This window comes from Sodalis praecaptivus, assembly GCF_000517425.1.
GTDB lineage: Bacteria > Pseudomonadota > Gammaproteobacteria > Enterobacterales > Enterobacteriaceae > Sodalis_A > Sodalis_A praecaptivus.
In genome coordinates this window covers 1740170-1763270 of record NZ_CP006569.1, presented here as the reverse complement: position 1 = coordinate 1763270, position 23101 = coordinate 1740170, and the positions used below count along the sequence as shown (strand labels likewise).

The following is a 23101-nucleotide window of genomic DNA, read 5'->3' as shown; positions in this document are numbered from 1 at the left end:
CCATGACGCAGCCCCAGGACATCAACCCGCTTACGCTTTCCGTGGTGCGCCATAAATTGCAGGCGATCGCCGAAGAGATGGCGGAAACCATGACCCACACCTGTTTTTCCCCCATTCTCAATCAAAACCAGGACTTTTCGACGGTTATCGCCGACGCCGACGGCAGCACCATCGCGCAGGCCGAACGGGTGCCGATTCACATGGGCGCCATGTCGTGGGCGCTGAAAGAGATGCTGCGGCGCTTCGGCGACGATCTGCGGCCGGGGGACATTGTCATCGCCAACGATCCCTTCGCCGGCGGTAGCCATCTGCCGGATATCACCATGTCCAAGCCGGTGTTTTGCGACGGCAAATTATGCCTGTGGGTGTCAATCCGCGCCCATCAAGGGGATATCGGCGGTATCTCGGCCGGCGGCTACAGCCCCGCCGCCCGGGAAATATGGCATGAGGGCCTGCGCATCTCGCCGGTCAGGCTGGTACGCCGCGATGAGGTGCAACACGATATACTGGATTTTATCGCCCTCAACTCGCGCAAACCCGGCGATTTAAAGGGGGATATTCTGGCGCAGATCGCCGCGGTCAATATCGGTGCACAGCGCCTGGCGTCACTGCTGGCGCATTACGGCGCCGACGAGATTGGCCGCTGCGTTACCGGCATTCTTGACGCCGGCGAGCGAGGTTTGCGCGCCATGTTACAGCGCTGCACGCAAGGCGTGTTCGAGGGGATGAGTTATTTGGAAAACGAGGGGGGCGAAGGCTGGCTGCCGCTACCGGTGACGGTGGAAATCCGCGACGGCCAGGCCAGCGTCGACTTGACCCGCTGCCCGGATCAGGTGACGAATTTCCTCAACAGCCCGATAGCCAATACCCGTGCGGCGGTCAACGTCGCCTTTTTGTATCTGTGCGACGACGAACAACAGCTCAACGACGGCAGCGCGCGCGCGATAACGCTGCACACCCGCAAGGGCAGTCTGGTGGATCCGGTCGAACCGGCGCCGGTGGCGGCCTGCACGTCGCTGACCGCCAGCGCGATTATCGAGGCGGTACTACAGGCGATGGCGTTATCGCTACCCGGCAACGTCTTGGCCGGCTTCGCTCGCCGCTTTCGTTTCGCCATCGCCAGCCAGGACGCCGGCGGCGACGCGTTTATCTGGCACTCGTTCTACAACCGTGGCGGCGCCGGCGCCAACGCCCATTACGACGGCTGGCCGAATTTGGGGGGGATCCATAACCCCGGCGGCACACCTTCGCCGGGCATCGAGCGCACCGAAGCCACCTACCCGCTGCGTATCGAAGAGTACAGCCTGCGCCAGGACTCCTGCGGCGCGGGAGAGCAGCGCGGGGGATTGGGCGGCAAAATCGTCATTCACTACTTGGGGAACCAGCGCGGCGTGGTGAACGTGGCCGGCGCCGGCACCGATGTACTGCCCTACGGCCTCATGGATGGCCATGCCGCCGCGGGACATGTCTGTGTCATTGAGCGCGCCGGCGGGGAACGGCTGACGCTGAGTGGACGCGAGAGCGGTATCGCCATCGATAGCGGCGATCGCTTGGTGTGCCTGTCGGCGGGCGGCGGCGGCTATGGCAATCCCGCCAAGCGCGCCCCCTGGCGTATCGAGGCCGATATCGCCAACGGCTACATCTCTCCCGCCCACGCCCTGGCCAATTACGGTTATGGCGATAAGCAGGATGCGCCGCCGGCCTGAATTTCAGACGCACCGGTGGCGTCAATAGCCCGGCTGATCCTGGGCGCAACGGCTAGCGCGGCGCGTTGATATGGTAGCGGATCGGGTACTGTTCACGGAAATAGGCCTCGCCGCAAATCAACGGCCGCTGGCCGCTGCCGCTCAACAGGTAATCACGCACCAGCACCGGCGTGCCTGGCTTGATCTGTAGATGCCCGGCGATGGTTTTCTCGGCGCCCATGACGCGAATCAGGCCGTCCACGTCGGTCACCGGCAGGCCAATTTGATGCTCCAGAATCGAATACATCGAATGGTGCGTCAGGGCATCAATAGTCAACCGGGAGCCGATATCGAGGGGAATATAGCGGTTTTCCAACACCGCCGGTATGCCGTTAACCAAACGCAGGCGCAGCAGGCGGTACAGCTCTGGCTGTTCGCCGAGACCGAGCCGCGCGGCCACCGCCGCCGGCGTTTTGATGCGGTTAAACGACAGCAGGCGGTACTCGATTGCGCCGCCCTTCTCAGCGATTTCATCCTCAAAGGCGCGGATGCGCGACATATCCAGCGTCGTGGCCAGGCTGGGCGCCCGAGCGAAGGTTCCACGACCTTTTTCTCGGCTTATGACCCCTTCAAACGCCAACTGCTGTAACGCCCGCACAACGGTAGAGCGAGTGGTGCCGAACTGCTGGGCCAACACCGATTCGGAAGGTAGCTTAGCGCCGGACGCGTAGCGGCCGCTGGCGATCTCATCCAGGAGGTGCTGATGGATTTGTGCGTAGAGGGGCGTACCTTTCGTGCTCATAAGCGCGGTTAACATTCCCTACCGTTCGGTGATGATGGCGACCCGGCCGCCGGTAATGGCCGGCATTGTCGCACAGCGACCGGGGCGAGTGAAGGACAACTTCGCACCGCGCCCGTGGATACCGCCGTCCCCGTGATCCTTTCAGCTGACTAGTCAGCCATGAGGGTTATCCGGCTATCGTCAAAGGATCACCCGGCGGGTTTCATAGGGTTTTCCTATAACAACAGCAAACGGGTATGATCTTGACTAGTCATGTAGTATAGATATTTTTTCACCGCTGACGCAGCGGCTGACGGCCAACCGACAAAGAGGCGGAGCATGTCCCTGAATGAAATCATTCGCATCGAAGGCGCGGTAAAACGTTTTGGCCGCTTTCTGGCGCTGGATAATATCGATCTCAGCATCGCGCGCGGCGAAGTGGTGGTGGTCATTGGCCCCTCCGGCTCCGGCAAATCCACGTTATGCCGGGTGATTAACCGTCTTGAAACGCTGGACGGCGGCAAAATAACCATCGACGGCGAGCCGCTGCCTGAAGAAGGTCGCGCGCTGGCGGCGCTGCGATCGCGCGTGGGCATGGTGTTCCAATCCTTCAATCTCTTTTCCCACAAAACCATTTTGGAAAACCTGTGCCTGGGTCCGATTCGGGTCCGGCGTCTGTCGCCGGCCCAGGCGCGGCAGCAGGCGTTGACGCTCTTGGCCCAGGTTGGGGTCAAGGAACAAGCCGAGAAGTATCCCGCCGAGCTGTCGGGGGGCCAGCAGCAGCGCGTGGCCATCGCCCGGGCGCTGGCGATGGCTCCGGAGGTTATTTTGTTTGACGAACCGACCTCGGCGCTGGATCCGGAAATGGTCAGCGAAGTGCTGGATGTCATGCGCAGCCTGGCGCAATCCGGTATCACCATGCTGGTGGTCACCCATGAAATGGGTTTTGCTAAACAGGCCGCAGATCGGGTCATTTTCATGGATCAGGGGCGGATTGTGGAACAAGACCGCCCCGAGAATTTTTTCTCCTTGCCGAAAAGCCAGCGGGCCAGGGATTTCCTTTCCAAAGTGCTTCCTCATGCATAAGGTCAACACACTATGACGGTTCGATTTTTTTCCCTGCTCCTCGCCCTTTGCCTGACCGTTGCCGCAGCGGCTCAAGGGGCTTACGCCGCCGATTTCCCCGCCGGCTCCACGATGGCTCGACTGGCCAAAGCGCCTACCCTGCGTATCGGCGTGAAATACGATCAGCCGCTGTTCGGTATGCGTAACCTCTCCGGCCAGCCCGAAGGATTCGATATCGATCTGGCCACCCTTATCGCCGGCAAGCTGGGCTTTCCACCGGACAAAATCACCTGGGTTGAAACCTCCGCCCCCAACCGTGAGCCTTTTTTACAGCAAAATCGTGTCGACCTGGTTATCGCCACCTATACCATTACCGAGAAACGCCGCAAGGTCGTGAATCAAGCCGGCCCCTATTTGGTGGGCGGGCAAGTGCTGATGGTGAAGAAAGGCAACCCGCAACGGTTGACCGGCCCGCAGGATCTGGTGAATAAAAAAGCCTGCGTGCTCAGCGGATCGACGGGCCAGAACTACATGATGACCCACTATCCCTCCGCCACGCTGGTGCCGTTCGATGTGGTGTCGAAATGCTTTGAGGCGCTGAAAAACGGCTCAGTCGACGCTATCGTTAGCCCCAATCACGTGTTGGCCGGTCTGGTGAAGGCGGATCCTGACGGCGTGGAGATGGTGGGCGTTCCCTTTCTTAGCGAACCTATCGGCGTGGGCATGAGCCGTCAGGCGGTAGATTTATGCCAATTCGTGCTGGATGTGCTGCGCGCGGCCGACGCCGACGGCAGCTACGCCGCTATTTACGCCCGGCATGTTAAGCCTTGGCTAGGCGGCGAGGGCAAATTACCGCCGCTTGATCCCTGCCCCACCACGGGTGCCTGATACGTGAAAGCGATGACGGTGCTGATGGATAATGGCGGCGTGTTGATTGACGGCATACTGATGGTGCTTGCCCTGACCGGCGCATCGCTGCTGTTCGCATTGCCAATCGGTACGGTACTGGCGGTGATGCGTTCCGCGCCGGGCCGCGGACTGCGCGCCGCCGGAGGGCTCTATGTGGATATCTTTCGCAACACCCCGCTGACGGTGCTGTTTTTCTTTTCCGCCTTCGTGCTGCCGACGCTGGGGATGACTTTCTCTTATTTCACTTATGCCGTCATTGCGCTGGTGGTTTACTACAGCGCCTTTTTCTGTGAAGCCGTGCGCGCGGGCATGAATTTAGTGCCGCGCGGTCAGATTGAAGCGGCGCGGGCGATTGGGTTGCCGTTTGGCGCCATGTTGCACGAGATTATTTTGCCCCAGGCGCTGCGCTACGCGTTTGCTCCGCTGGTGAACGTGGTGATTGCGCTGATAAAAAGCACCGCCATCGCCTCGGCGTTCGGCGTGGCGGAGAGCGTCTCAACGATGGAGCTGCTGGTCCTGCGCGAAGGGGACGCGGTGTTCACCATTTTGCTGGTCACCTGCTTACTGTATCTCTTCATCACCCTGCCGCTGGCGTTTATCGCCACCGCGGTAGAACGCCGGTTGGGGATGACGCCATGAACCCGGGATTCTACGATCCGCCCGGCCCGCGCGGCCGCCGCAGGCTGCGCCGCTTAACCGGCCTGCTGGTGTTGATTGCCTGCGGCGGCCTGCTGTGGGCGCTCGCGCTCCTGGGGCGCGCGGGTCTGTTGACGGCGGAAAAATGGCGCGTACTGTTCAATGGCGATCTGCTGGCGCTGCTCGGCCGCGGGCTATTGGCGACCCTACAGGTAGCGCTCACCGCCGGAACGGTGTCGCTGTTGGCTGGCGCGGTTATCGCCGCCGGTCTAATTTTGCTCAGGGGTAAACTCGGGCGAGGGCTACTGCGCCTGTGGGTGGATATCTTTCGCTGCCTGCCCCTGCTGCTGCTGATTTATTTCGTGTACTTTGGCGCGCCGGCGGCGGGCCTGGCGTTGTCCACCTTCTGGTCGTTGACCGTTGGCATCGCGCTTTATAACAGCGCGGTGATCGCGGTGATCGTAGCGGCCGGCGTGCAGGCGCTGCCCAAAGGCCAGGCGGAAGCCGGCGCCGCTATCGGCCTTAGCCGATCGGCGATATTTTTCACCATTCAATTTCCGCAGGCCGTACGGGCCATGTTGCCTGCCCTGATAAGCCAAATGGTGGTGCTGCTGAAAGAGACATCGCTGGGATTTATCGTCGGTTACACCGAGTTTTTGCGCAACGCGCGCAGCGCGGTGGAATATCTCGGCAATAGTTATTCCCTGCCGGTTTACACCCTGATGGCGGTGGTGTATATCGCCATCAATGTGGCGCTGTCGCGGCTGGCGATCTGCGCCCAGCGGCGCCGTTAAACCCAAACCGGCGTCAGCAGCAAACGCGGCGGCGTGGTGATTATCACGTCGGCCTCAGGAGCAATGGCGGGAGCGCGGCAACGCCGTTAACGGCACGGCGGTACCCTGTGCAGCACGTCGGCGCCGCCGGCGTCAGGACCAAAATCGCGCGCAAGGCAACGCCGTTAACGGCACGGCGGTACCCTTTGCAGCACGTCGGCGTCGGCGGCGTCAGGACCAAAAGCGCGCGCAAGGCAACGCCGTTAACGGCACGGCGGTACCCTTTGCAGCACGTCGGCGCCGCCGGCGTCAGGACCAAAAGCGCGCGCAAGGCAACGCCGTTAACGGCACGGCGGTACCCTGTGCAGCACGCCGGCGCCGCCGGCGTTAAAGCTAAGGCGAGGATCGCGGCGACGGCTTTATGCCGCGCCATAGCCTTTGCGGGCGTGGGCTGGCGTGATTTTGCCTTCCTCCCGATCCCGCGCCAGCGCCGCCGGGTCGCGCAGCCGCGGATCGCCGTAACCGCCTGCGCCGGCCATTTCCGCACGCAGCACCTCGCCCTGGTTGAACAGACGGATAAATTTCGACGGTAAGTCCTGCTCGCTGTCCTGCCCCGGATTGAGCACGTTGCGCGCGCCGCCGCCCGGGCCGCCGCCGGCTAAGCCCCAGGGGCGCGAGGTGAATCGGTCGGACCGGATCTGTACATTCACATTATCCACCAGGAAGCGATACTGACGCACCATCCCGAGCGCGCCGCGGTAGCGTCCTACGCCGCCGGTGTCCGGCAAGAAGCCGTACTCCTCGATACGCAGCGGATTCTCCGCCTCGATAAGCTCCACCGGGACGTTGGCCAGATTGCCGATACAATAGGGGCCGGCGTCCTGTCCATCGCCCCGCGGACCGCCGCCCAGGCCGGTATTGTTATGGAATTCGAGATGCAAAAAGCGCTGGCCCTGGCGATCGTTGCCCGATGCGGCGATGGCGAATTCCGAGCCGCCGGCGCAGGCGGGCAGACGATCCGGAATCAGCTTCGCCAGCGCGCCGAGCACGATGGAGCGCAGGCGAAAACCCACCTGTCCGCGCGAACCGACCGCCGCCGGGAAACTGACATCGACAAAGGTGCCGGGGCGGGTAATGACGGTGATGGCGCGGTACAGCCCGGCGTTATTGGGGATCGCCTCCGCCAGTACCGTGCGGATCGCGGCATAGGTACATGACACGGTGAAAGCGCGGTTGCAATGTACGGCGCCGCCCAGATCATCATCGGTGGCGCTGAAATCGGCGAGGATCTCGCTGCCCTGCTTTTTCAACTTCAGATGGATACGTATCGGCCCGTGACCGACGCCGTCATCATCATTCCACTCTTCAAACTCCACCTCGCCGTCCGGCAACTGCGCCAGACTATCGCGCGTGAGTTTCTCGGCATAATCGATCAGATCGTCAAGATAGGCGTCGAAGGTCACCGCCCCCCACTGCTCGCCCATTTTCTCGACTTCCAACGCCGCCTGCTCCAGCGCCGCCAGCTGCGCGCGCACATCCCCCATCACCCGCTCGGGCACTCGGGTATTGAATTCGATAATGCGCATTAAATCCGGGTCCGCGCGGCCGCCGCGCACCAGCTTTATCGGCGGCAGCCGTAACCCCTCCTCAAAGATTTCCATACTGTCGGCGGCATTTCCGCCCGGCACCCGGCCGCCCAAATCGCTGTGATGCAAAATCAGGCTCACGAAGGCCACGCGCCGCCCTTCTACGTACACCGGCCGGAAGGTAAAGATGTCGTTTAAATGGCTGCATCCCGAATAGGGATCGTTGCTGGCCAGCACATCTCCCGGCTGAATATCGTCGCCGAAGTGCGCCAGACAGGCTTCTAGCGCCGGCATCACCACGCCGAGATGCACCGGTACCGCCAGGCCCTGCGCGACCAGGCGCCCTTGTCCATCGCAAATCGCGGCGGAGAAATCCATGCTGTTTTTGACATTCGAGGTACGGGCAGTGCGGATCATGCGCACCAGGGTATTGTCCGCAGTGGTGACCAGCGCGTTTTTCAGCAGTTCACGTTTAATGGGATCGATCGTTATAGGTTTCATATTATGCCTGTCCGGTAGTTAACAGAACGTTGTTCCAGTCATCGCGCACCGCTTGCCAGCCGGGCCGCACCACAATCGTCGTGTCGTATTCTTCCACGATCAGCGGACCGGCCATCGGCGTAGCCGATAACGCCGCACGCGAGATAACGGGGGTGTCCAACCAGCCCGCCGCGTCGAAATAGGCCTGTCGCCGGGTGGTGGCCACCCCTTTTTCGCCGTGCCGCTGAACGTGCTCGGGCATACGCTGCCGGTTTGGGACGCCGCGGCAAACCAATTTCAGCGACACCAATTGCAGCGCTTCATGAGGAGACGCGTAGCCGAAAACGTGCTGATGCTCGCGGTGGAAGGTGGCCGCCAACGCCGCCAAATCCACTTCGCCGGGGGGGATTTCCACGGTGAGCGGCGAAGTCTGGCCGAGATAACGCAAATCGGCGAAGCGCGTCAGGGTTTGCTGCGCCGGCTGCCGGTAGCCTTCGTTGTGCAGCATGCCGAGACCGCGGGTCAATAGCGGATCGAACGCCGCCGCCAGTTTGGCCGCGTCCACCGCGTCCAGGCGATGGTAAAACGCCGTGACCAGTTGGTGCTCCACGTCGGCGAACAACATGCCGAGCGCGCTGAATAAGCCGGCGACCGGGGGGATGATGATACGCTGCATCCCCGAGGCTTCCGCCAGCGAGCAGGCATGCACCGGCCCGTTGCCGCCGATGGCGAGCATGGTGTACTGCGACGGGTCGCGGCCCTTCTCGGACGACACGCCGCGCAGCGCGCGCAACATGGTGGCATCGGCGATGTTATGGATGCCGGCGGCGGTTTCGGTCACCGACAATCCGATCCTCTCACCGAGCGCCGTCATCACCTGACGCGCGCCGTCGCTGTCCAGCGCCAGCTCACCGCTGACCAACGCCGCGGGATTCAGGTAGCCTAACAGTAAATTGGCATCGGTCACCGTCGCCTGGGTGCCGCCGCGGCCGTAGGCCACCGGCCCCGGCTCGGCGCCGGCGCTGCGCGGCCCGACCTGCAAACCGCCAGCGCTGTCGCTGGCGGCGATGCTGCCGCCCCCGGCGCCCACTTCGGCGATATCGATGGTGGGCACCTGCACCGGGTAACCGGCGCCTTTAATCATGCGGGTGCCCAGCGCGGCGCCGCCGCCGACTTCGGTCTCCGGGCAGAGCGCGTAGGCAAAATCCTCAATGATGGTGGCTTTGGCCGTCGTGCCGCCCATATCGAACACGATCATCTCGCCTTCGCCGATATGCCGACCCAACCGGGCGCTGCCCAGCACGCCGGCGGCCGGGCCGCTCTCGATGATGTCGATAGGCTGGCGCGCCACCACCTCGCCCGGCGAGATACCGCCGCTGGACTGCATGATCATCAGCGGCGCTTCAATACCGAGGCGGGCCAGGCGCATTTTTAACGCATCGACATAGCGGCCCACCACCGGACGGATATAGGCGTTGACCACCGTGGTGCTGGTGCGTTCGTACTCGCCAAGCTGCGGCAGCAAATCCACCGAAGCGGTCACGGTAATCGCCGGCAGGCGTTCGGCGATATAGGCCGCCGCCGCCCGTTCATGGTCGGGATTGACGTAAGAGTTCACCAGCGTTACCGCCACCGCCTCCACGCCGGCCTGGCGGAACGTTGCCACCGCCGCGTCCAGGCAGGCGTAATCCAGCGGCGTGACCACCTCGCCGTGCGCGTCGATACGCTCGGTTACCTCGCAGCGCAGCTGGCGCGGCACCAGCGGGTCCGGTTTCTTATAATCAATGTCGTAAAGCCGCGGCGTGCGAAAGCGCCCTATCTCCAGCACGTCGCGAAAGCCGCGGGTGGTAACCAGTCCGACCCGCGCCCCTTTGCGTTCGATGATGGTATTGGTCGCCACGGTGGTAGCGTGGACGAATTCGCTAATGGCGCTACCCGGAATATTTAGCGACTGAAGCAGCGCCGCGACGCCATTCTCTATGCCCTGGCTGTAATCCTGCGGCGTGGAGAGCACTTTCTTACTGAAGATGGTCCCGTCGTCGGCGATAAGCACCACATCGGTGAAGGTGCCGCCGATATCCACCCCTAAACGATAAACTGGCTGTGTCATAATTTTCTCTTTAGCTTGGAATGAACGTTGTGGCGCATCAGCGTAACCGTGACCCGGAGGGTATCGCCCATTCGGTGACAATCACGCCGTCCTGAATGCCGTAAATCCTGTCGTGCAGATGCACGCTGGTATCGCCGTAGCCCACCACCCAGCGCAGCCTATCGCCTACCGCCGGCAGCGCGGAGGGCGCCGCCAGTTCCACCTTGCCGTGCTCGGCGGAGAAGCCCACGCTTTGCACCAGCGGTAGCTCAAGGGGGATCGGTATCCCCGCATCGCAGCTCAACGCCTTTTTGCCGGCGTCGCAGATGATGCGCGTCGGCGTGGGCCGGCTGGTGATGGTGGTAAGCAACGTTAAGGCGTATTCCACCGGCACGTGGTAGAGCTCGCGGTAATGCACATCGCCGAAAATGCCGCCGCCGGCCTGGATTTCCGTCACGCCCGGCAGCGTCGCCGCGGTGCGGTAAGTGCCGGTCCCTCCGCAGCTCACCTCGGGGACCGCGATGCCGTGGCGCCGACACAGATCGGCGCTGTCGGTCAATAACGCCACGGCCGCGGTGATGGCGGCGCGTTTTTGTTGCGCATCGGCGATACGGGTGGTGTGCCCTTCCCAGGTCATTACGCCGCGCAGCCGCAGCGCGGGGCTGTCGGCGATATGGCGCGCCAGGCGCAGCACCGGCTCGCCGGGTTCCACGCCGGCTCTTTGGGTGCCGGTATCCACCTCGATCATCACCTCCAGGGTGACGCCCGCCGCCGCCGCCGCCTGCGCCAGGTCCGTCACATTACCGGCGTTGTCCACCGCCACCGCCAGCGTGGCGCCGGCCTGGCGCAGGGCCAGCAGGCGCGCAATTTTCAGCGGTCCGACGATTTGATTGGCGATCAGGATATCGGTAATGCCGGCGGCCACCATCACTTCGGCCTCGGCCAGTTTGGCGCAGGTAATACCGCAGGCGCCGTGGGACAACTGCATCAGCGCAATAGCCGGTGACTTATGGGTTTTACAATGCGGCCGCCACTGCACGCCGGCGGCGCGGCAGGCGTCGGCGATACGCGCCAAATTGCGCATCATCACCGGCATCTCCACCACCAGGGCGGGCGTGTCCAGCGCCGACAGCGGCTGGCCTATCAGCTTCGACGCCGCGCTCATGATGACTGCCCGCCGGGTTGACAGGCGACGAATAAACTCATGACCAGCGTCATGCTGTCTTGCTGCTCCAGCGACAGCAGCACCTTTTCCAGCACGCCCACGCGAGCCGACGGCGTACGCCAGCCGTGGGCCAGATTGGCGCGGAACTTCGTCAGCACCTCTTCGGTACTGAGGGGATCGTCCGGCGCGCCTTTCATGGTCAAACTGGTGATCTCCCGGGTGGCGCCGTCGGTCATCTGCAAACGGACGCGGGCCGGCGGCACCGCGGTTGCGGGGAAATCCGCCGCCACCTCGCAGCGCAGACGGCTGGCCCAGGCGGTCGCGTCGCGCCTGACCTGCTGCGGCGTGAAGCTATCAATGCCCACCTGACCGTCGGTCAAGGCCGCCGCAAACGCATAGGCGGCGTTGAACTGCGCATGCACCGTCGGCGTCGGATGCTGTTGCAAAAACGGCGCCCCCACAATCTGGTGATTCACCTGTCCCAGCGCGATGACGCCGCTCTCAATGTGCTCCGGGCGGATACCCTCGGCGCGCAGCGCCAGGGCCAATTGAATGGCGGTGTGGGTGCAGCGGCAGCAGGGCCACGGTTTCATGCTGAGATCCAGCAAATGCCAGCGCTCCCCCCATCCATCGAGCAGGATCTCCGGCGACACTTCGCCGCGCTCATAGAGCGTAAACAGGCCGGCTTTCCCTTCCAGAAAGCGTGCCGGTCCGGTAATACCATGGCGCGCCAATTGGGCGGCTTGAAGCCCGGAGCGCGCCGCGAAGCCGGGGCCGACGCGTTTCGCCAGCACGCCATCGGCGATAAATTGGGTCGTACCGCTCATCTGCACATAGGCAAGGCCCATGGCATTGAGTGTTTGCTCGGCGTCGAGACCGAACACTTTGGCCGCCGCCGCCGCGGCGCTGATACACCCCAGCGCGGTGGTGGGATGCCAGCCTTTGCCCAACGAGTTGTAACAGGTCAGGCCCAGACGGCAGAACAGCTCGACGCCTACGGCCAGGGCGGTCAGGGCGGTTTTACCGCTGACGTGGCCGTGGGCTTGCGCCGCCGCGAGTACCGTCGGTAAAATGACGCAAAAGGCATGGACGCGCGCCGGATCATGCTGATCGTCAAAATCCAGGCTGTGGGCCGCGGCGCCGTTGGCCAGCGCCGCGCTGACCGGATTGACCTGGCGCCCGTTCAATAGCAGCGTGGCGCAGCCGCCGCTTTCCCATTCGGTAAGCGCCGCCATCAACGCATCCATACCCGGCGCGCGGGCGCTGGCGGCAATCACGCCAAAGGTGTCGAGCGTAAACAGCTTGACGTTGTCTACCACCGACGCGGGCAGTTGCTCATAATCTAGCGCGGCGAGCCGTGTCGCCAGCGTCCGTCCGCAGGACGGCCATTGTGATTCCATAACGCTTCAAGCCTCTTAGTCAATACGGTCATGACGCAGCAGTTCGCTGATATGCTGGCGCAACTGCACAAAGTGCGGATCCCATTTCATGGCGTCGCGCCGCGGCCGCTCAAACGGAACGCGAATTTCTTCGAGCACCCGGGCCGGACGCTTGCTGTAGACCAGGATGCGGTCGGCCAGGTACAGCGCCTCTTCGATACCGTGGGTGACGAACAGCACCATTTTCGGTTCCGCTTCCCAAATGCCGAGCAGCTCGTCTTGCAGCAGATCACGGGTTTGCACGTCGAGCGCGCCAAAAGGTTCGTCCATCATCAGCAGCGAGGGCTGGATACAAAAGGCGCGCGCGATACCGACGCGCTGCTGCATCCCGCCGGAAAGCTGATGCGGCCAGGCATCGGCGAAGCCCTGTAGACCCACCATGTTGAGATAGTCGCGCGCGCGCGCCAGCCGCGCTTTTTTACCCACGCCCATCAGCTCCAGACCGAAAGCCACGTTTTCCAGCGCCGAACGCCAGGGCAGCAAATCCGAGCCCTGGAAAACCATGCCGCGCCCTTTGCCCGGTCGGCCGGTGATATCCTCACCGTTAAGCACGACCGAACCGGCGTCGGCGGGCAGCAGGCCGTTAATGATTTGCAGCAGGGTGGATTTGCCGCAGCCGGAAGGCCCCAACAGCGCGACAAACTCCCCCGCCGCTACCTCCAGCGACTGACCGGACAACACCGGCGTGCCACCAAAGGATTTATCGATGCCGGTGACGGTAAGATGGGTCATGCCGCCCCCAGCTCTTTCAACGCGCGATCCAGCCAGGTGCGATCGATGAGGGTCTGCAAATCCACCGTCCCCTTGAGCGCCCCCGCGCGCTGATAGACGGGGATCACTTTCGCCACCTGTTCTACCGTCAGCGATCCCATATCGGCGGGAAACGCGTTGATGCCGGTGGTCAGCGTCTGCCATACCGGCTTAAGAAAATCATCGCCGGCCGCCTTTAAGTCTTTCGACGAGGCCCATTGCCCGACCTGGGACTTATACCAGGCGTAATCGCTGTTGGTCCGGCGGAAGGCGGTCAGGATGGATTTGAGCACCGCCACCGCCGCGTCCTGGTTTTCTTTGCTCTTCAGCCAACTGGCGGTAGTGACGATAACCGCGCTGAACCAATTGTCGTACTCCTGCCAGGGGCGCACCAAAATGCCGAAGGTGCCGCGCCCTTTAACGGTTTTTAACTGCTCGGCCTGCTCTACGTGCATGGGCACCGCGTCTACCCTGCCCGCCAGCAGCGCCCGCATGCGATCGCCGGAGCTGCCCATCTCGATAAAGTTGATTTTCCCGGCGTCGATACCGTGCTTGGCCAATACGCCCTGCAACATGACATACATGAAATCGCCGATGCTGTTCACCGCCACCGAGACCCCTTCGCCGCCCAAATCCGCCAGCGTTTTGATCCGATCGAGGTTGGCGACAATCACCTGGGAGGTATTACTGTAGGAGAGACCGATAATGCGCACATCGGCGCCGGCCTCCGCGGCGGTCAGCGTCGAGGCGATATCCGCATCCCCCAGATCCGCGCCGCCCGTTACCACCTCCTGCACGATCTGGTTGATTTTGGCGGTCGGCTGCATGGCGGGCTGACCGTAGCCCGGCAGCGTGGGCAGAATGCTGCGCAGCGCCGCCTGCAGCGGCACGTTTACCGCCGCCGCCGAGGCCAGGGAGTTGATTTTCAGCACCCGGCCCTCCGCGGCCTGCGCCAAGCGCAGCGGATTCAGCGCCAGCGCGCCGATGGCGCCCAGGCCCAAGCGCAATGCCTGCCGGCGATTGATGTCATGTAACATTTCTCAGCTCCTCGCAATGTGGGGAAAATGGACCATTAATGTTCGGTACGGCTGGCATACCAGGGCGCCACCCGGCCGGCGAGCCAGCGCAGCAGCCCGGTGGCGGTCACGCTTATCAGCATCAGCATGACGATCAGGGCAAACAGCGGCGCGGTAGAAAGCTCCAGCCCGGCATCGTTAAGCAGGCCGCCGAAATCGGTACTGATAAACATTTCAGCGGTCACCATGGCGCGCAGGGAGTGCGTGAGGCCGATGCGCGCCGCCACCAGCAAATAAGGAAACAGCGCGGGCAGCATCACCAGCCGGAAACGCTGATGCCGGCTGGCGCCAAACGACAGCGCGACGTTCATGTAGCGCGCCGGTAGGTCGCGGGCGGCCTGCTGCATCGTCATCACCACGTACCAGAGGGTAGCGACAAATACGATGGCGATACACATCAGCATGCCGCGCCCCAGCAGCAGGATGAACAGCGGCACCAGCGCGGCGGCGGAGACAACGATAAACATCGACGCCCAAGGTTTCACCGCCGCCATGACCCAGCGGGAACGGCCCATGGCGATACCCAGCGGGATCCCCACCGCCAGCGCCAGCAGATAACCGGCCAGCATTTGCATCAGCATGGTGACCAGCGCGCGCCAAAAAACGGCGTCCCCCAGCAGCGCCAGCCAGGAGAGGGCCACCGCTCCCGGCGTTGCCAGCAGCGCATCGCCGAGCCCCATACCGCCAAGCTGCCAGGCCAGCAGCGCCAGAGCGCAGCCCGTCAGATTCATCAATAAAGGAGAGTAGGTCAGTCTCATTGCGCCTCCCGCGGCAGCCAGCGGCAAACCCGACGTTCAAGAATCAGCAATATTTCCTGTAGCAGCAGACCCAGCACGCAGAGCACGAACAGCACGCCCAACACGCCGGCGCTGTCGAAGCGCGCGGCGGACTGCTTCATAATGGCGCCGAGATTAACGGTCGCCAGGAACAGCTCGGCGGTAATCATGGCATTGACGGCCCGCACCGCGCCGATGCGCAGCGCGGTAAACAAAAACGGCAGCGATTCCGGGATGAGGATCAGGCGGATCTGCTGTCGGCGCGTGGCATTGAAGGCGCGGCCGACGTCGAGCAAACGGCGATCGACGTTGCGGGTGCCGGCGTCGATAATGATCAGCATGTCGAACAGGCACATGATCACCACCAGCGCCACCCGCGCCTCAAAATACAGGCCGAACCAAATCATGATAAAAGGCGCCCAGGCGACGCTCGGCACGGCGTAAATCAGCGTGACCAGCGGGTCAAACACATCGTGGATAACGCGATGACGGCCCATTAGCATGCCAAGCGGCAGCGCGATGACCAGCGCAATGGCAAACCCCAACAGCATATGCCTGCTCGCGTCCAGCAGCGCCAGCGGCAGCCGCGCCGAGAGGGTCAACTCCCATAGTCGTTCGATCACTTTATGCGGCGGCGCCAGGATAAAACCGGCGAAATGGCGCGATATCGCCAGCCAAATCATCATTCCCGCCAATATCGAAACCAGGTAGATCAAGCCATAGCGCCGTTGTCCGCACAGCAAGCGGAGGCGGTCACGCGGTCCTCGTCGGGTAAAATCGTCTACTGCCTGTGTCATGACGTCCTCATTTTGCCAAGGTGGATCCCGTCTTGCTTATTCATCATGCGTTAGAAAAACGATAATGACTAATTGACTATGCATTTAACGCGCCAACGTTCACATTTTCAGCAAAAAAAGGATTGTGTTCGTTTCAGGCAGCAGCGAAGATAGCGGCGGGTTCGAGACGGTTAGCGTTCCGGTCGGGAGAGGTGTATTTTATATTGACTATGCATTTAAGCGAGGGAATGATGTCCGACGCCAGTCATACGCCAATTTATATTCGCATTCAGCAGTTTATCCGCCAGCAGATCCAAAGCGGCCGACTGCAAGAAGGGGATCGCATCGCGACAGAGCTGACGCTGGCACGGCACTTCGCCACCTCACGGGCGACCGTGGCGCGGGCGATACAGCAGCTGGTGTATGAAGGCGTGATCGTACGCCGGCCCGGCAGCGGCAGCTTCGTTTCTACCCGCGCGATTACCGCCCCGCTACAGCTCACGCGCGTCTACTCTTTTGAGGATAAATTGTCGGCCGAAGGCGCGCAGATTGATTACCACATTCTGGCCTTTTCCGCCCTGGCGGCCAGCGAGATATGGGCGCATTTGCTACACATCGGCACCGGCGACCCGGTTTATCAGCTGCGCCGCTTGCGCATCGTGTCCCAGCGCAGAATGAGTCTTGAAGTGCGGATCCTCCCGGCGGCACTTGGCCAGCGCATGACGGTTGAAATGCTGCAAAATCAATCAGTTCATCAGATTCTTGCCGGGCTGGCTCTGCCGGTGCGGCGGGTGGAAGGGAAGATCCGCGCTTGCCTGGCGGACGGAGGACTCGCGCGGGAAATGGCGGTGCAGGAAGGCAGCGCGCTGCTGGTGCGCGACTATGTGCTAACCGGCGATAATCGTCAGCCGCTGGTCTGCGGCGAATCTTACTACCGGCCGGATTTCCATATCGATTACCAAGTGGAAGACAGCCATTAACGCCGGGTTATCCTTCATTTAGCTGCTTTAACGAACAAAAAAGGTGCAGTTATTGCACCTTTTGCGAGCATTTCACGCCTGCCTACGGCGCGGCGCGCTGCTCTACTCCGTCTGGCATCACGTCGCTCCCCCGCCGCCGAACAACGCCCAATACGCTAAACCTGCGCCAGGCCGCCGTCGATGCAAAGCTCCGCGCCGGCAATGTAGCGGCTTTCATCCGAGGCGAGGAACAGCGCGGCGGCAGCGACCTCCTCCGGTTGACCCATGCGCCCAAGCGGGATCTGGCTCACCAGGCTTTCCCGCAGCGCGTCGGAAGCCCCCTCGAACATCGGTGTATCAATCGGGCCTGGACTGAGGGTGTTGACCCGGATGCCCCTTCCGGCCAGCTCGCGCGTCCAGGTACGCGCAAACGCGCGAATCGCCGCTTTGGACGCACCGTAGGTGGTGTAGCCCGCGGTGCCCGTGGTGCCGGCGATGGAGCCCAGCAGCACGATCGCCCCGCCGCGGGTCATGAGCGGCAGCGCGCCCTGCACGGTGAAAAGCGTAGCGCGGGCGTTCAACCCGAAAGTGCGCTCGAAATGTTGCGGCGTAATGTCCTCCAGCGGTGCGTATTCGGCTACGCCGGCGTTGGTCACGAGGATATCCAGCCCCGCACGCCGGGCTTGCACCGCCGCAAAAAGTCGGGCCAGATTGGCCTCCTCGGTGATATCCCCCGCGACCGCTTCCACGTTTGCGCCGATGGCGGCGACGGCGTTGTCCAACTCCCCCTGGCGCCTGCCGGTGATAAAAACATAAGCGCCTTCGCTGGCGAAACGCCGCGCGATAGCCAGACCAATACCGCTATTCCCCCCGGTGATCACCGCGGTTTTACCTTGTAATGCCTGCATCTTATTTTCCTGGTGTTTTGTGATTGACGTTGACGTCAGACGATACACTCTGTATATCTAGTGTCAATTACGCACTTTATCTATCCTAGATATCCACAAGGTAACCGCTATGCCCACCGCCCTCGAGACCATGCTCAACGACGTCAACGCCACCCGCCCCATTTTGGAACAGATCGCCAATAAATGGTCGGTGCTGATCCTCACCGTGGTGTGTTCCCAGCCTGCCCGATTCAATGCCATTAAGCGCCGGCTGGATCCCATCACCCATAAGGCGCTCACCGAAGCGCTGCGCCGGCTGGAACGTAACGGGTTGGTCAGCCGCCACGTTATCGCGTCTTCACCGGTCGCCGTGGAGTACGCCATTACCCCGCTGGGCAAAACGTTACAGACCCCCTTTACGACGCTCATCGCCTGGGCGAATCAGCACGGCCCCGACTTACTGGATGCTCAGGAGACCTATGACGACCGCAGCACGGGCTGATGCCGCCGCGGCAGAGACCTCCCACCTCGCGGTGGCGTTAACGGCTTCGGTCACACCGCCCGGTGGCGAAGGACGCGTCGCCCGCCCGTCGCCGCCGTCGCGGCGCCATCAGCGAACGGCCTCGGCTCACCCATGGTCAACGGGCCGACGGCTGTGGTCCTCCGCGCGGCGCATCGTGATGTTGGCCCGGGTAACAAAGTCCGCTATGATGGTTAACCATTAACCTACCCCGGCGTCACCTCTGGGCCGCACGCCTCGCCCTCATCGCCGCGCGGTGGGCGGCACGCCTTGCTGCATGGCTCCATGCCCGCAGAACGAGCCGGCGCTCCCCGATGCAGATGCAATAGGGGGCTGCGCCGTCACCGGCGGAAAGCCGCGTTCAGGCCTACGGCAGAGAATCATGATCCATACCGATAACCTTGATATCGAACTTCTGAGAACCTTTGTCGCGGTAGCCGATCTGCGCAGCTTTGCCCGGGCGGGCGCGCAAATAGGCCGTACGCAGGGGGCTATCAGCCAGCAGATGCAGCGGCTGGAAAATCTGGTGGGGATAGCCCTTTTTCAAAAAGAAGGCCGCAACAAGCAACTGACGCAGCAGGGGCGCCAACTGCTTAGTTACGCGCGGGATTTGTTGACGCTAAACGACGATGCCTTTCGTTCTCTTCAGGACAACCGTTTTTCCGGCGTACTGCGTATCGGATCCCCTCACGACGTCTCGGAAACCCTGTTGCCGCATTTATTGAGTCAAATTGCCCGCTGGGCGCCCCGTTTAAATCTGGAGCTGGAGGTGGGCCGCAGCCGGTTTTTAATGGACGCACTGCACCGCGGGGAAATCAATATGACCCTCTCGACCCGGCAAGATCCCACCCTCGAAGGGTTGCTGCTACGCACCTCCCCGACGGTGTGGATCTGCTCGGCGCACTACGTGCATCTGCCAGAGGAGCCTATCCCCCTCATTCTCGCCGACCACCCCAGCATTTATCGCCGCGTGGCGGTGGCAGCGCTGGACGCCGCTCAGGTGCGCTGGCGCCTGGCCTATACCACCTCCAATTTGCTCGGCATCAAGGCCGCCATCAAGGCCCGGCTTGGCGTAACCGCGCGCAGTATCGAAATGCTGGACCCCGATATGCGGGTACTGGGGGAAAACGACGGCCTGCCGCGTTTGCCGGACACCCAGTTTTATCTGTGGATACGCCCCGGCATGGGCAGCGCACTGGTAAGACAGGCGTTTGAAGTGCTCGCCAATAACCTGGTGGGCCAAAAGCGGCTGTAAGGCGCACCGAGGGTTGCGCAACAGCATGTCATACCCTCGTGCTGCGGATGCAGTTTAGCGTCATCGAATTCCTTTCCCGCAATAAATCACAAAAAAACAGCCAGCTGCAACACTTAGCATAAACCGTTTAATCGCCGTCCTAACGTCCCGACCGGGAAATGACGGCCGCCGCCCCCCGACAGTCCGCTGTAGGGAGGGTTCAAGCCGCCTTTGTTGTTAGGGCTTTTTCTGCCGCTACCCAGCGGCGGCTCGTCACTGTTTGGCTTGTAAGCAAGGCGTGTAGCCGCAGCCGTATCCCCGTGCACCAGCAGGATCCTAGCCGCGGCTTGTTGACGCACCGAGTGGAGAAAACGCGTTTTCTCGGCGAAATCACAGCGTCACGCTGACCAGGGTCACCCAATTGGCATCCTTGCCGCACGGCGCCTCCGAAACGCGCGCGAGGGCGCCCGTGCGTGGATCGATAGCATAACTGCCGACCACCGGGCTTTTCTCACCGGACACCACCAGCCATTTACCGCTGTCGTCCACGGCGATGCCGCGCGGCTGCTGTTCCACCGCCCAACTGCCGATCAAGGTCAAGGCGCCGCTTTGCCCGTCAACACGATAGCCGCTAACCGTGCTGGAGGTCCGTTCGGAGACGTAAAGAAAATGGCCGTTGGGCGTCATTTTAATATCCGCCGACCAGATGCGCGGCGTGGGATCGGTATAGTTTCCCGAGCGTTCTTTGCCGTGCTGCAGGTGATATTGCGCCGCCACGGCGTTAGGCCAACGTTGAACCCGGCTTAATGCCCCCTCCTCGCCGAGACGATATTGCGTGATGGTGCCGGCCATTTCCGCCAGGTTATATAAATAGCGGTTGTCCGGTGACACGACAGAATGCCGCGGGCCGCTGTTTTTCTCATCCTGCACGTAACCGTCGCCGAGCGCGCTGATGGCGCCATTATCGGCAAGGCGCAGCTGCAAGACCCGATCGCTGCCCAAATTGCCCACGAATAATACGCGGTTGGTGTTATCGGGGATGACGGAGTGCGCATGCGGACCGGTGTGATAAGAGCCGGTCACCAGCGCCGTCACCTTGCCTTGCGCATCAATGCGATTGCTGGTGACGATATCGCTGTCATAGGAGGCGCCCAATAGATATCGGCCCGATTTATCCACCGCGATGTAGGGAAAACTGGCCGCGACCGGCGTAACCGCCTGTTGCTGTAAATCGCCCGTTTGGCGGTCGATCTGCCAGGTGATGACCGACCAGGGCTGCGTGCGCTCCGCGCTGTATAAGTGCTGACGATCGGGGCTCAGCGCCATCGGCATCACTTTCGCCGCCGCCGGTGTCGCGCCGAGCAGCGTTAGTTTTCCCGTCTGGGTATCGAGCTTATAACGGGTGATGGTGCCGGAATCGGCGTTGGAGACATAGGCATAGGTTTGTGCCAGCGCGGGCGTGCCGACGGCAATGAGCGCCGCTGACAGCGCAAAACGTCGTGCAGGGGACAGAGTGATCATCGTAAGCCTCTCTTGTTGTTATAGGAGATAAGACGTTGGTCGATGTTGATACACCCCGCCTATTTCTCGGGGCATTGCTGCACGCTAAGCAGCCCGCCGCAGTTTGGCAACGGGCATTTGCCCAAATTTAAGGGAGGGCAACCCAGATTTTCAGGTTGAATGACTTCCCTGACGCACGATAGTCAGAAAGTTAGCAGGCGTTAGGTTAGCTTTACCCTCTCGCTCACCTATAACATTTTTTGTGTCATTAAATAAGCAATATAAGCGGGAGTTAATCCATTCGCGAGTTTGTCATAATTATCCTGCTCGCTCACATCTTCGAGCATGATGTCGGTCATTAATAAAAAAATGCTTGTTAGATCTTCCGCCGACAAAGAGAAATGATGTTGCGGATTATCCTTTATGAATTCATCGATACAAGTAAAGTTGTTTATATTATATCTAAACAAATTTGAACTTCTTTCTGGTTTATCAAACATTTTCCAGTCATTAGAATTGAAACGAATCATTTTTCTCAGAGCGATTGAGGGATTGAGCGTCGGTGGATTGACATCCTGATAAATGTCGTCACCCGTGGTGATGATGTCTGTCCAGTCGGCAGGTAACAGTGGATTTTCAAATTCAAGTTGCTTTAAAAGCTTTTCCTCTATACTGACGTTCGTCTGTATCGACGCGATGTTAACATTGCGCCCCTGACAACGCAGCGATTTGATGCTCTCCAATACCGTTCTGATATTTTCATTGGCGATCTTTTGCAGACGGCTGAGTCTTTCTGGTTTTTCATCCTTTTTAACCCTATCTGTAGGTCCATAAACCCTAACTTGCAATGTATCATCATCGGGAAATGCTGCTATGATTGCTTTTTCAAGCGACTGTTGCAGCGTATGCAAATCAACATGCGCCAAAGCAGTACTTTTATTCCCTTTGATTATCACCGCTACACATTGCCGGATATTCGTCGTCCCCAGCGCTCTTCCCTTAGGCACTACCGCAAACTCCCTTTGGTCAACATCATAAGTTTGCGTGTCATAATAATGTTCGTAACGGGAGCCAAAATCGTAGCTTTTCATTAGCTTGCAGATAAAGTCATTAAAATCCATTACTTTAAAGTCAAAAAAATAGCGATAGACATTAGGTAAATTATATACCCTCTTATACTCCACTAGATTATTAACTCTCACCTCTATATCGAAATGATGTAATTCATCTCTTATATACTCGCGCCATCCTTCAATGCTTTTGTCCTTACGCAGGGCAGTCAATGCGGTTTTTTTTCTTTCCAATGCGCGGAGGGCGGCGTAATGCATACTTTCCACTTCTGTTCTATATCTCTTCCTTATGGCTTGCCTCTCCTCTTCAAGAAGATTAATAATTTTTTCTGAGTACAGCGTGTCTTCAATCGAGGCGGTTATGACTACCAAGGGACATTTTAACGAAAGTAGTGTTATTGCCACCGATTTTTGAGGATGCGTGCGCTCCGAACGCGTAAACTCGACAAAAAGTCCTTTGAAGTCATCAATTATCACTGTCGTCGGAACACCTATATTTTCAGCCTCCGCGGAACAGATAAGTGCATGCTTTAAGGCTTCTTGCAACGAATAGGCCTCTGGATTGTTGGTGACATCGACATTTGCCTCTGAAAAGAAACGTTTTATAATAGTTAGCTTATCCTGTAATGGGTCATAAACACTGCTTGGTTGTGTAGTGGTTTTATGTAGAGGATAATAATTTATTGTTGAACCTGATAGCGTTACCATGATTTTTCCTATTTCTTATTGGCTGTTTCTGGCCGCGGAATATACTTAAAGACAAGCCGATTGTAAAATATATTGGTACCTTGATTTATCTATATCGACAGAGGACCGAATAGATTTTGAGGGTGTCATCGCCTAAGGTTTATCAACGCGATCAGAGGGCGCAATAGCGTTGTCTTCCGAACGACAGGTAATAGAGGGTAGGCAGACAAAACGTTCTCATTGCCATTAACATCAAAA

General features: G+C 60.5%; 20 protein-coding genes. 8 read left to right on the top strand and 12 right to left on the bottom strand.

Features of this window, described 5'->3' with window-relative positions:
- Nucleotides 1–2 precede the first annotated feature (2 nt).
- Nucleotides 3–1706: a hydantoinase B/oxoprolinase family protein gene (locus SANT_RS07785; protein WP_025421733.1), complete on the top strand. Its 1704-nt coding sequence runs from the start codon at nt 3–5 to the stop codon at nt 1704–1706.
- Nucleotides 1707–1758: 52 nt separating this feature from the next.
- Here SANT_RS07785 and SANT_RS07780 read toward each other — a convergent pair whose 3' ends face one another.
- Nucleotides 1759–2487: a GntR family transcriptional regulator gene (locus SANT_RS07780; protein ID WP_158500152.1), complete on the bottom strand. Its 729-nt coding sequence runs from the start codon at nt 2485–2487 to the stop codon at nt 1759–1761.
- A gap of 318 nt (nt 2488–2805) precedes the next feature.
- On the opposite strand from SANT_RS07780, the gene SANT_RS07775 reads away from it, so the two are divergent.
- Genes SANT_RS07775 through SANT_RS07760 form a run of 4 tightly spaced genes read left to right on the top strand, consistent with a single transcriptional unit; the run spans nt 2806 to nt 5870 of the window.
- On the top strand, nt 2806–3552 hold the full coding sequence (locus SANT_RS07775) for an amino acid ABC transporter ATP-binding protein (RefSeq protein ID WP_025421731.1): 747 nt from the start codon (nt 2806–2808) through the stop codon (nt 3550–3552).
- A gap of 12 nt (nt 3553–3564) precedes the next feature.
- A complete protein-coding gene (locus tag SANT_RS07770) occupies nt 3565–4419 on the top strand; it encodes a glutamate ABC transporter substrate-binding protein (protein ID WP_025421730.1) in 855 nt (284 codons plus the stop codon).
- Between the two features lie 12 nt (nt 4420–4431).
- Complete coding sequence (locus tag SANT_RS07765; RefSeq protein WP_025421729.1) at nt 4432–5079, top strand: amino acid ABC transporter permease; 648 nt, start codon at nt 4432–4434, stop codon at nt 5077–5079.
- Nucleotides 5076–5870 carry an amino acid ABC transporter permease gene (locus SANT_RS07760; RefSeq protein ID WP_025421728.1) on the top strand — a complete coding sequence of 265 codons (795 nt, stop codon included), beginning with the start codon at nt 5076–5078 and terminating at the stop codon, nt 5868–5870. The genes SANT_RS07765 and SANT_RS07760 overlap by 4 nt, the downstream gene beginning before the upstream one ends.
- A gap of 398 nt (nt 5871–6268) precedes the next feature.
- Here the strand turns inward: SANT_RS07760 and SANT_RS07750 are convergent, their stop codons facing one another.
- The 8 genes from SANT_RS07750 to SANT_RS07715 are packed head-to-tail and all read right to left on the bottom strand — an operon-like array spanning nt 6269 to nt 16007.
- The gene (locus SANT_RS07750; RefSeq protein WP_025421726.1) at nt 6269–7936 is read right to left on the bottom strand and encodes a hydantoinase B/oxoprolinase family protein; all 1668 of its coding nucleotides are present in this window, start codon (nt 7934–7936) and stop codon (nt 6269–6271) included.
- Between the two features lies 1 nt (nt 7937).
- Nucleotides 7938–10025 carry a hydantoinase/oxoprolinase family protein gene (locus tag SANT_RS07745; protein WP_025421725.1) on the bottom strand — a complete coding sequence of 696 codons (2088 nt, stop codon included), beginning with the start codon at nt 10023–10025 and terminating at the stop codon, nt 7938–7940.
- Nucleotides 10026–10062: 37 nt separating this feature from the next.
- A complete protein-coding gene (locus tag SANT_RS07740; protein ID WP_025421724.1) occupies nt 10063–11169 on the bottom strand; it encodes a DSD1 family PLP-dependent enzyme in 1107 nt (368 codons plus the stop codon).
- Nucleotides 11166–12569 carry an MmgE/PrpD family protein gene (locus SANT_RS07735; RefSeq protein ID WP_025421723.1) on the bottom strand — a complete coding sequence of 468 codons (1404 nt, stop codon included), beginning with the start codon at nt 12567–12569 and terminating at the stop codon, nt 11166–11168. Before SANT_RS07735 ends, SANT_RS07740 begins: the two co-directional genes overlap by 4 nt.
- A 15-nt stretch (nt 12570–12584) precedes the next feature.
- A complete protein-coding gene (locus SANT_RS07730; protein WP_025421722.1) occupies nt 12585–13340 on the bottom strand; it encodes an ABC transporter ATP-binding protein in 756 nt (251 codons plus the stop codon).
- Complete coding sequence (locus SANT_RS07725) at nt 13337–14395, bottom strand: ABC transporter substrate-binding protein (RefSeq protein ID WP_025421721.1); 1059 nt, start codon at nt 14393–14395, stop codon at nt 13337–13339. Before SANT_RS07725 ends, SANT_RS07730 begins: the two co-directional genes overlap by 4 nt.
- Before the next feature lie 35 nt (nt 14396–14430).
- Nucleotides 14431–15192 carry an ABC transporter permease gene (locus SANT_RS07720; protein ID WP_025421720.1) on the bottom strand — a complete coding sequence of 254 codons (762 nt, stop codon included), beginning with the start codon at nt 15190–15192 and terminating at the stop codon, nt 14431–14433.
- Nucleotides 15189–16007 (bottom strand): ABC transporter permease, encoded by an 819-nt coding sequence (locus SANT_RS07715; RefSeq protein ID WP_025421719.1) that lies wholly within the window; start codon nt 16005–16007, stop codon nt 15189–15191. The genes SANT_RS07720 and SANT_RS07715 overlap by 4 nt, the downstream gene beginning before the upstream one ends.
- 209 nt (nt 16008–16216) lie before the next feature.
- Here SANT_RS07715 and SANT_RS07710 point away from each other — a divergent pair, with 209 nt between their 5' ends.
- Nucleotides 16217–16966 (top strand): GntR family transcriptional regulator, encoded by a 750-nt coding sequence (locus SANT_RS07710; protein ID WP_025421718.1) that lies wholly within the window; start codon nt 16217–16219, stop codon nt 16964–16966.
- Nucleotides 16967–17121: 155 nt separating this feature from the next.
- On the opposite strand, the gene SANT_RS07705 is transcribed toward SANT_RS07710, so the two are convergent.
- Nucleotides 17122–17853 carry an SDR family NAD(P)-dependent oxidoreductase gene (locus tag SANT_RS07705; protein ID WP_025421717.1) on the bottom strand — a complete coding sequence of 244 codons (732 nt, stop codon included), beginning with the start codon at nt 17851–17853 and terminating at the stop codon, nt 17122–17124.
- 109 nt (nt 17854–17962) lie between these two features.
- Between SANT_RS07705 and SANT_RS07700 the strand changes: the two genes are divergently transcribed.
- Both SANT_RS07700 and SANT_RS07695 read left to right on the top strand, forming a co-directional pair.
- Nucleotides 17963–18334, top strand: a complete 372-nt coding sequence (locus tag SANT_RS07700; RefSeq protein WP_025421716.1) for a winged helix-turn-helix transcriptional regulator — start codon at nt 17963–17965, stop codon at nt 18332–18334.
- Nucleotides 18335–18734: 400 nt separating this feature from the next.
- A complete protein-coding gene (locus SANT_RS07695; protein WP_025421715.1) occupies nt 18735–19607 on the top strand; it encodes a LysR substrate-binding domain-containing protein in 873 nt (290 codons plus the stop codon).
- Nucleotides 19608–19976: 369 nt separating this feature from the next.
- On the opposite strand, the gene SANT_RS07690 is transcribed toward SANT_RS07695, so the two are convergent.
- Nucleotides 19977–21107 (bottom strand): lactonase family protein, encoded by a 1131-nt coding sequence (locus SANT_RS07690; protein ID WP_025421714.1) that lies wholly within the window; start codon nt 21105–21107, stop codon nt 19977–19979.
- A gap of 227 nt (nt 21108–21334) precedes the next feature.
- The gene (locus SANT_RS07685; protein WP_025421713.1) at nt 21335–22864 is read right to left on the bottom strand and encodes a hypothetical protein; all 1530 of its coding nucleotides are present in this window, start codon (nt 22862–22864) and stop codon (nt 21335–21337) included.
- Between the last annotated feature and the right edge of the window lie 237 nt (nt 22865–23101).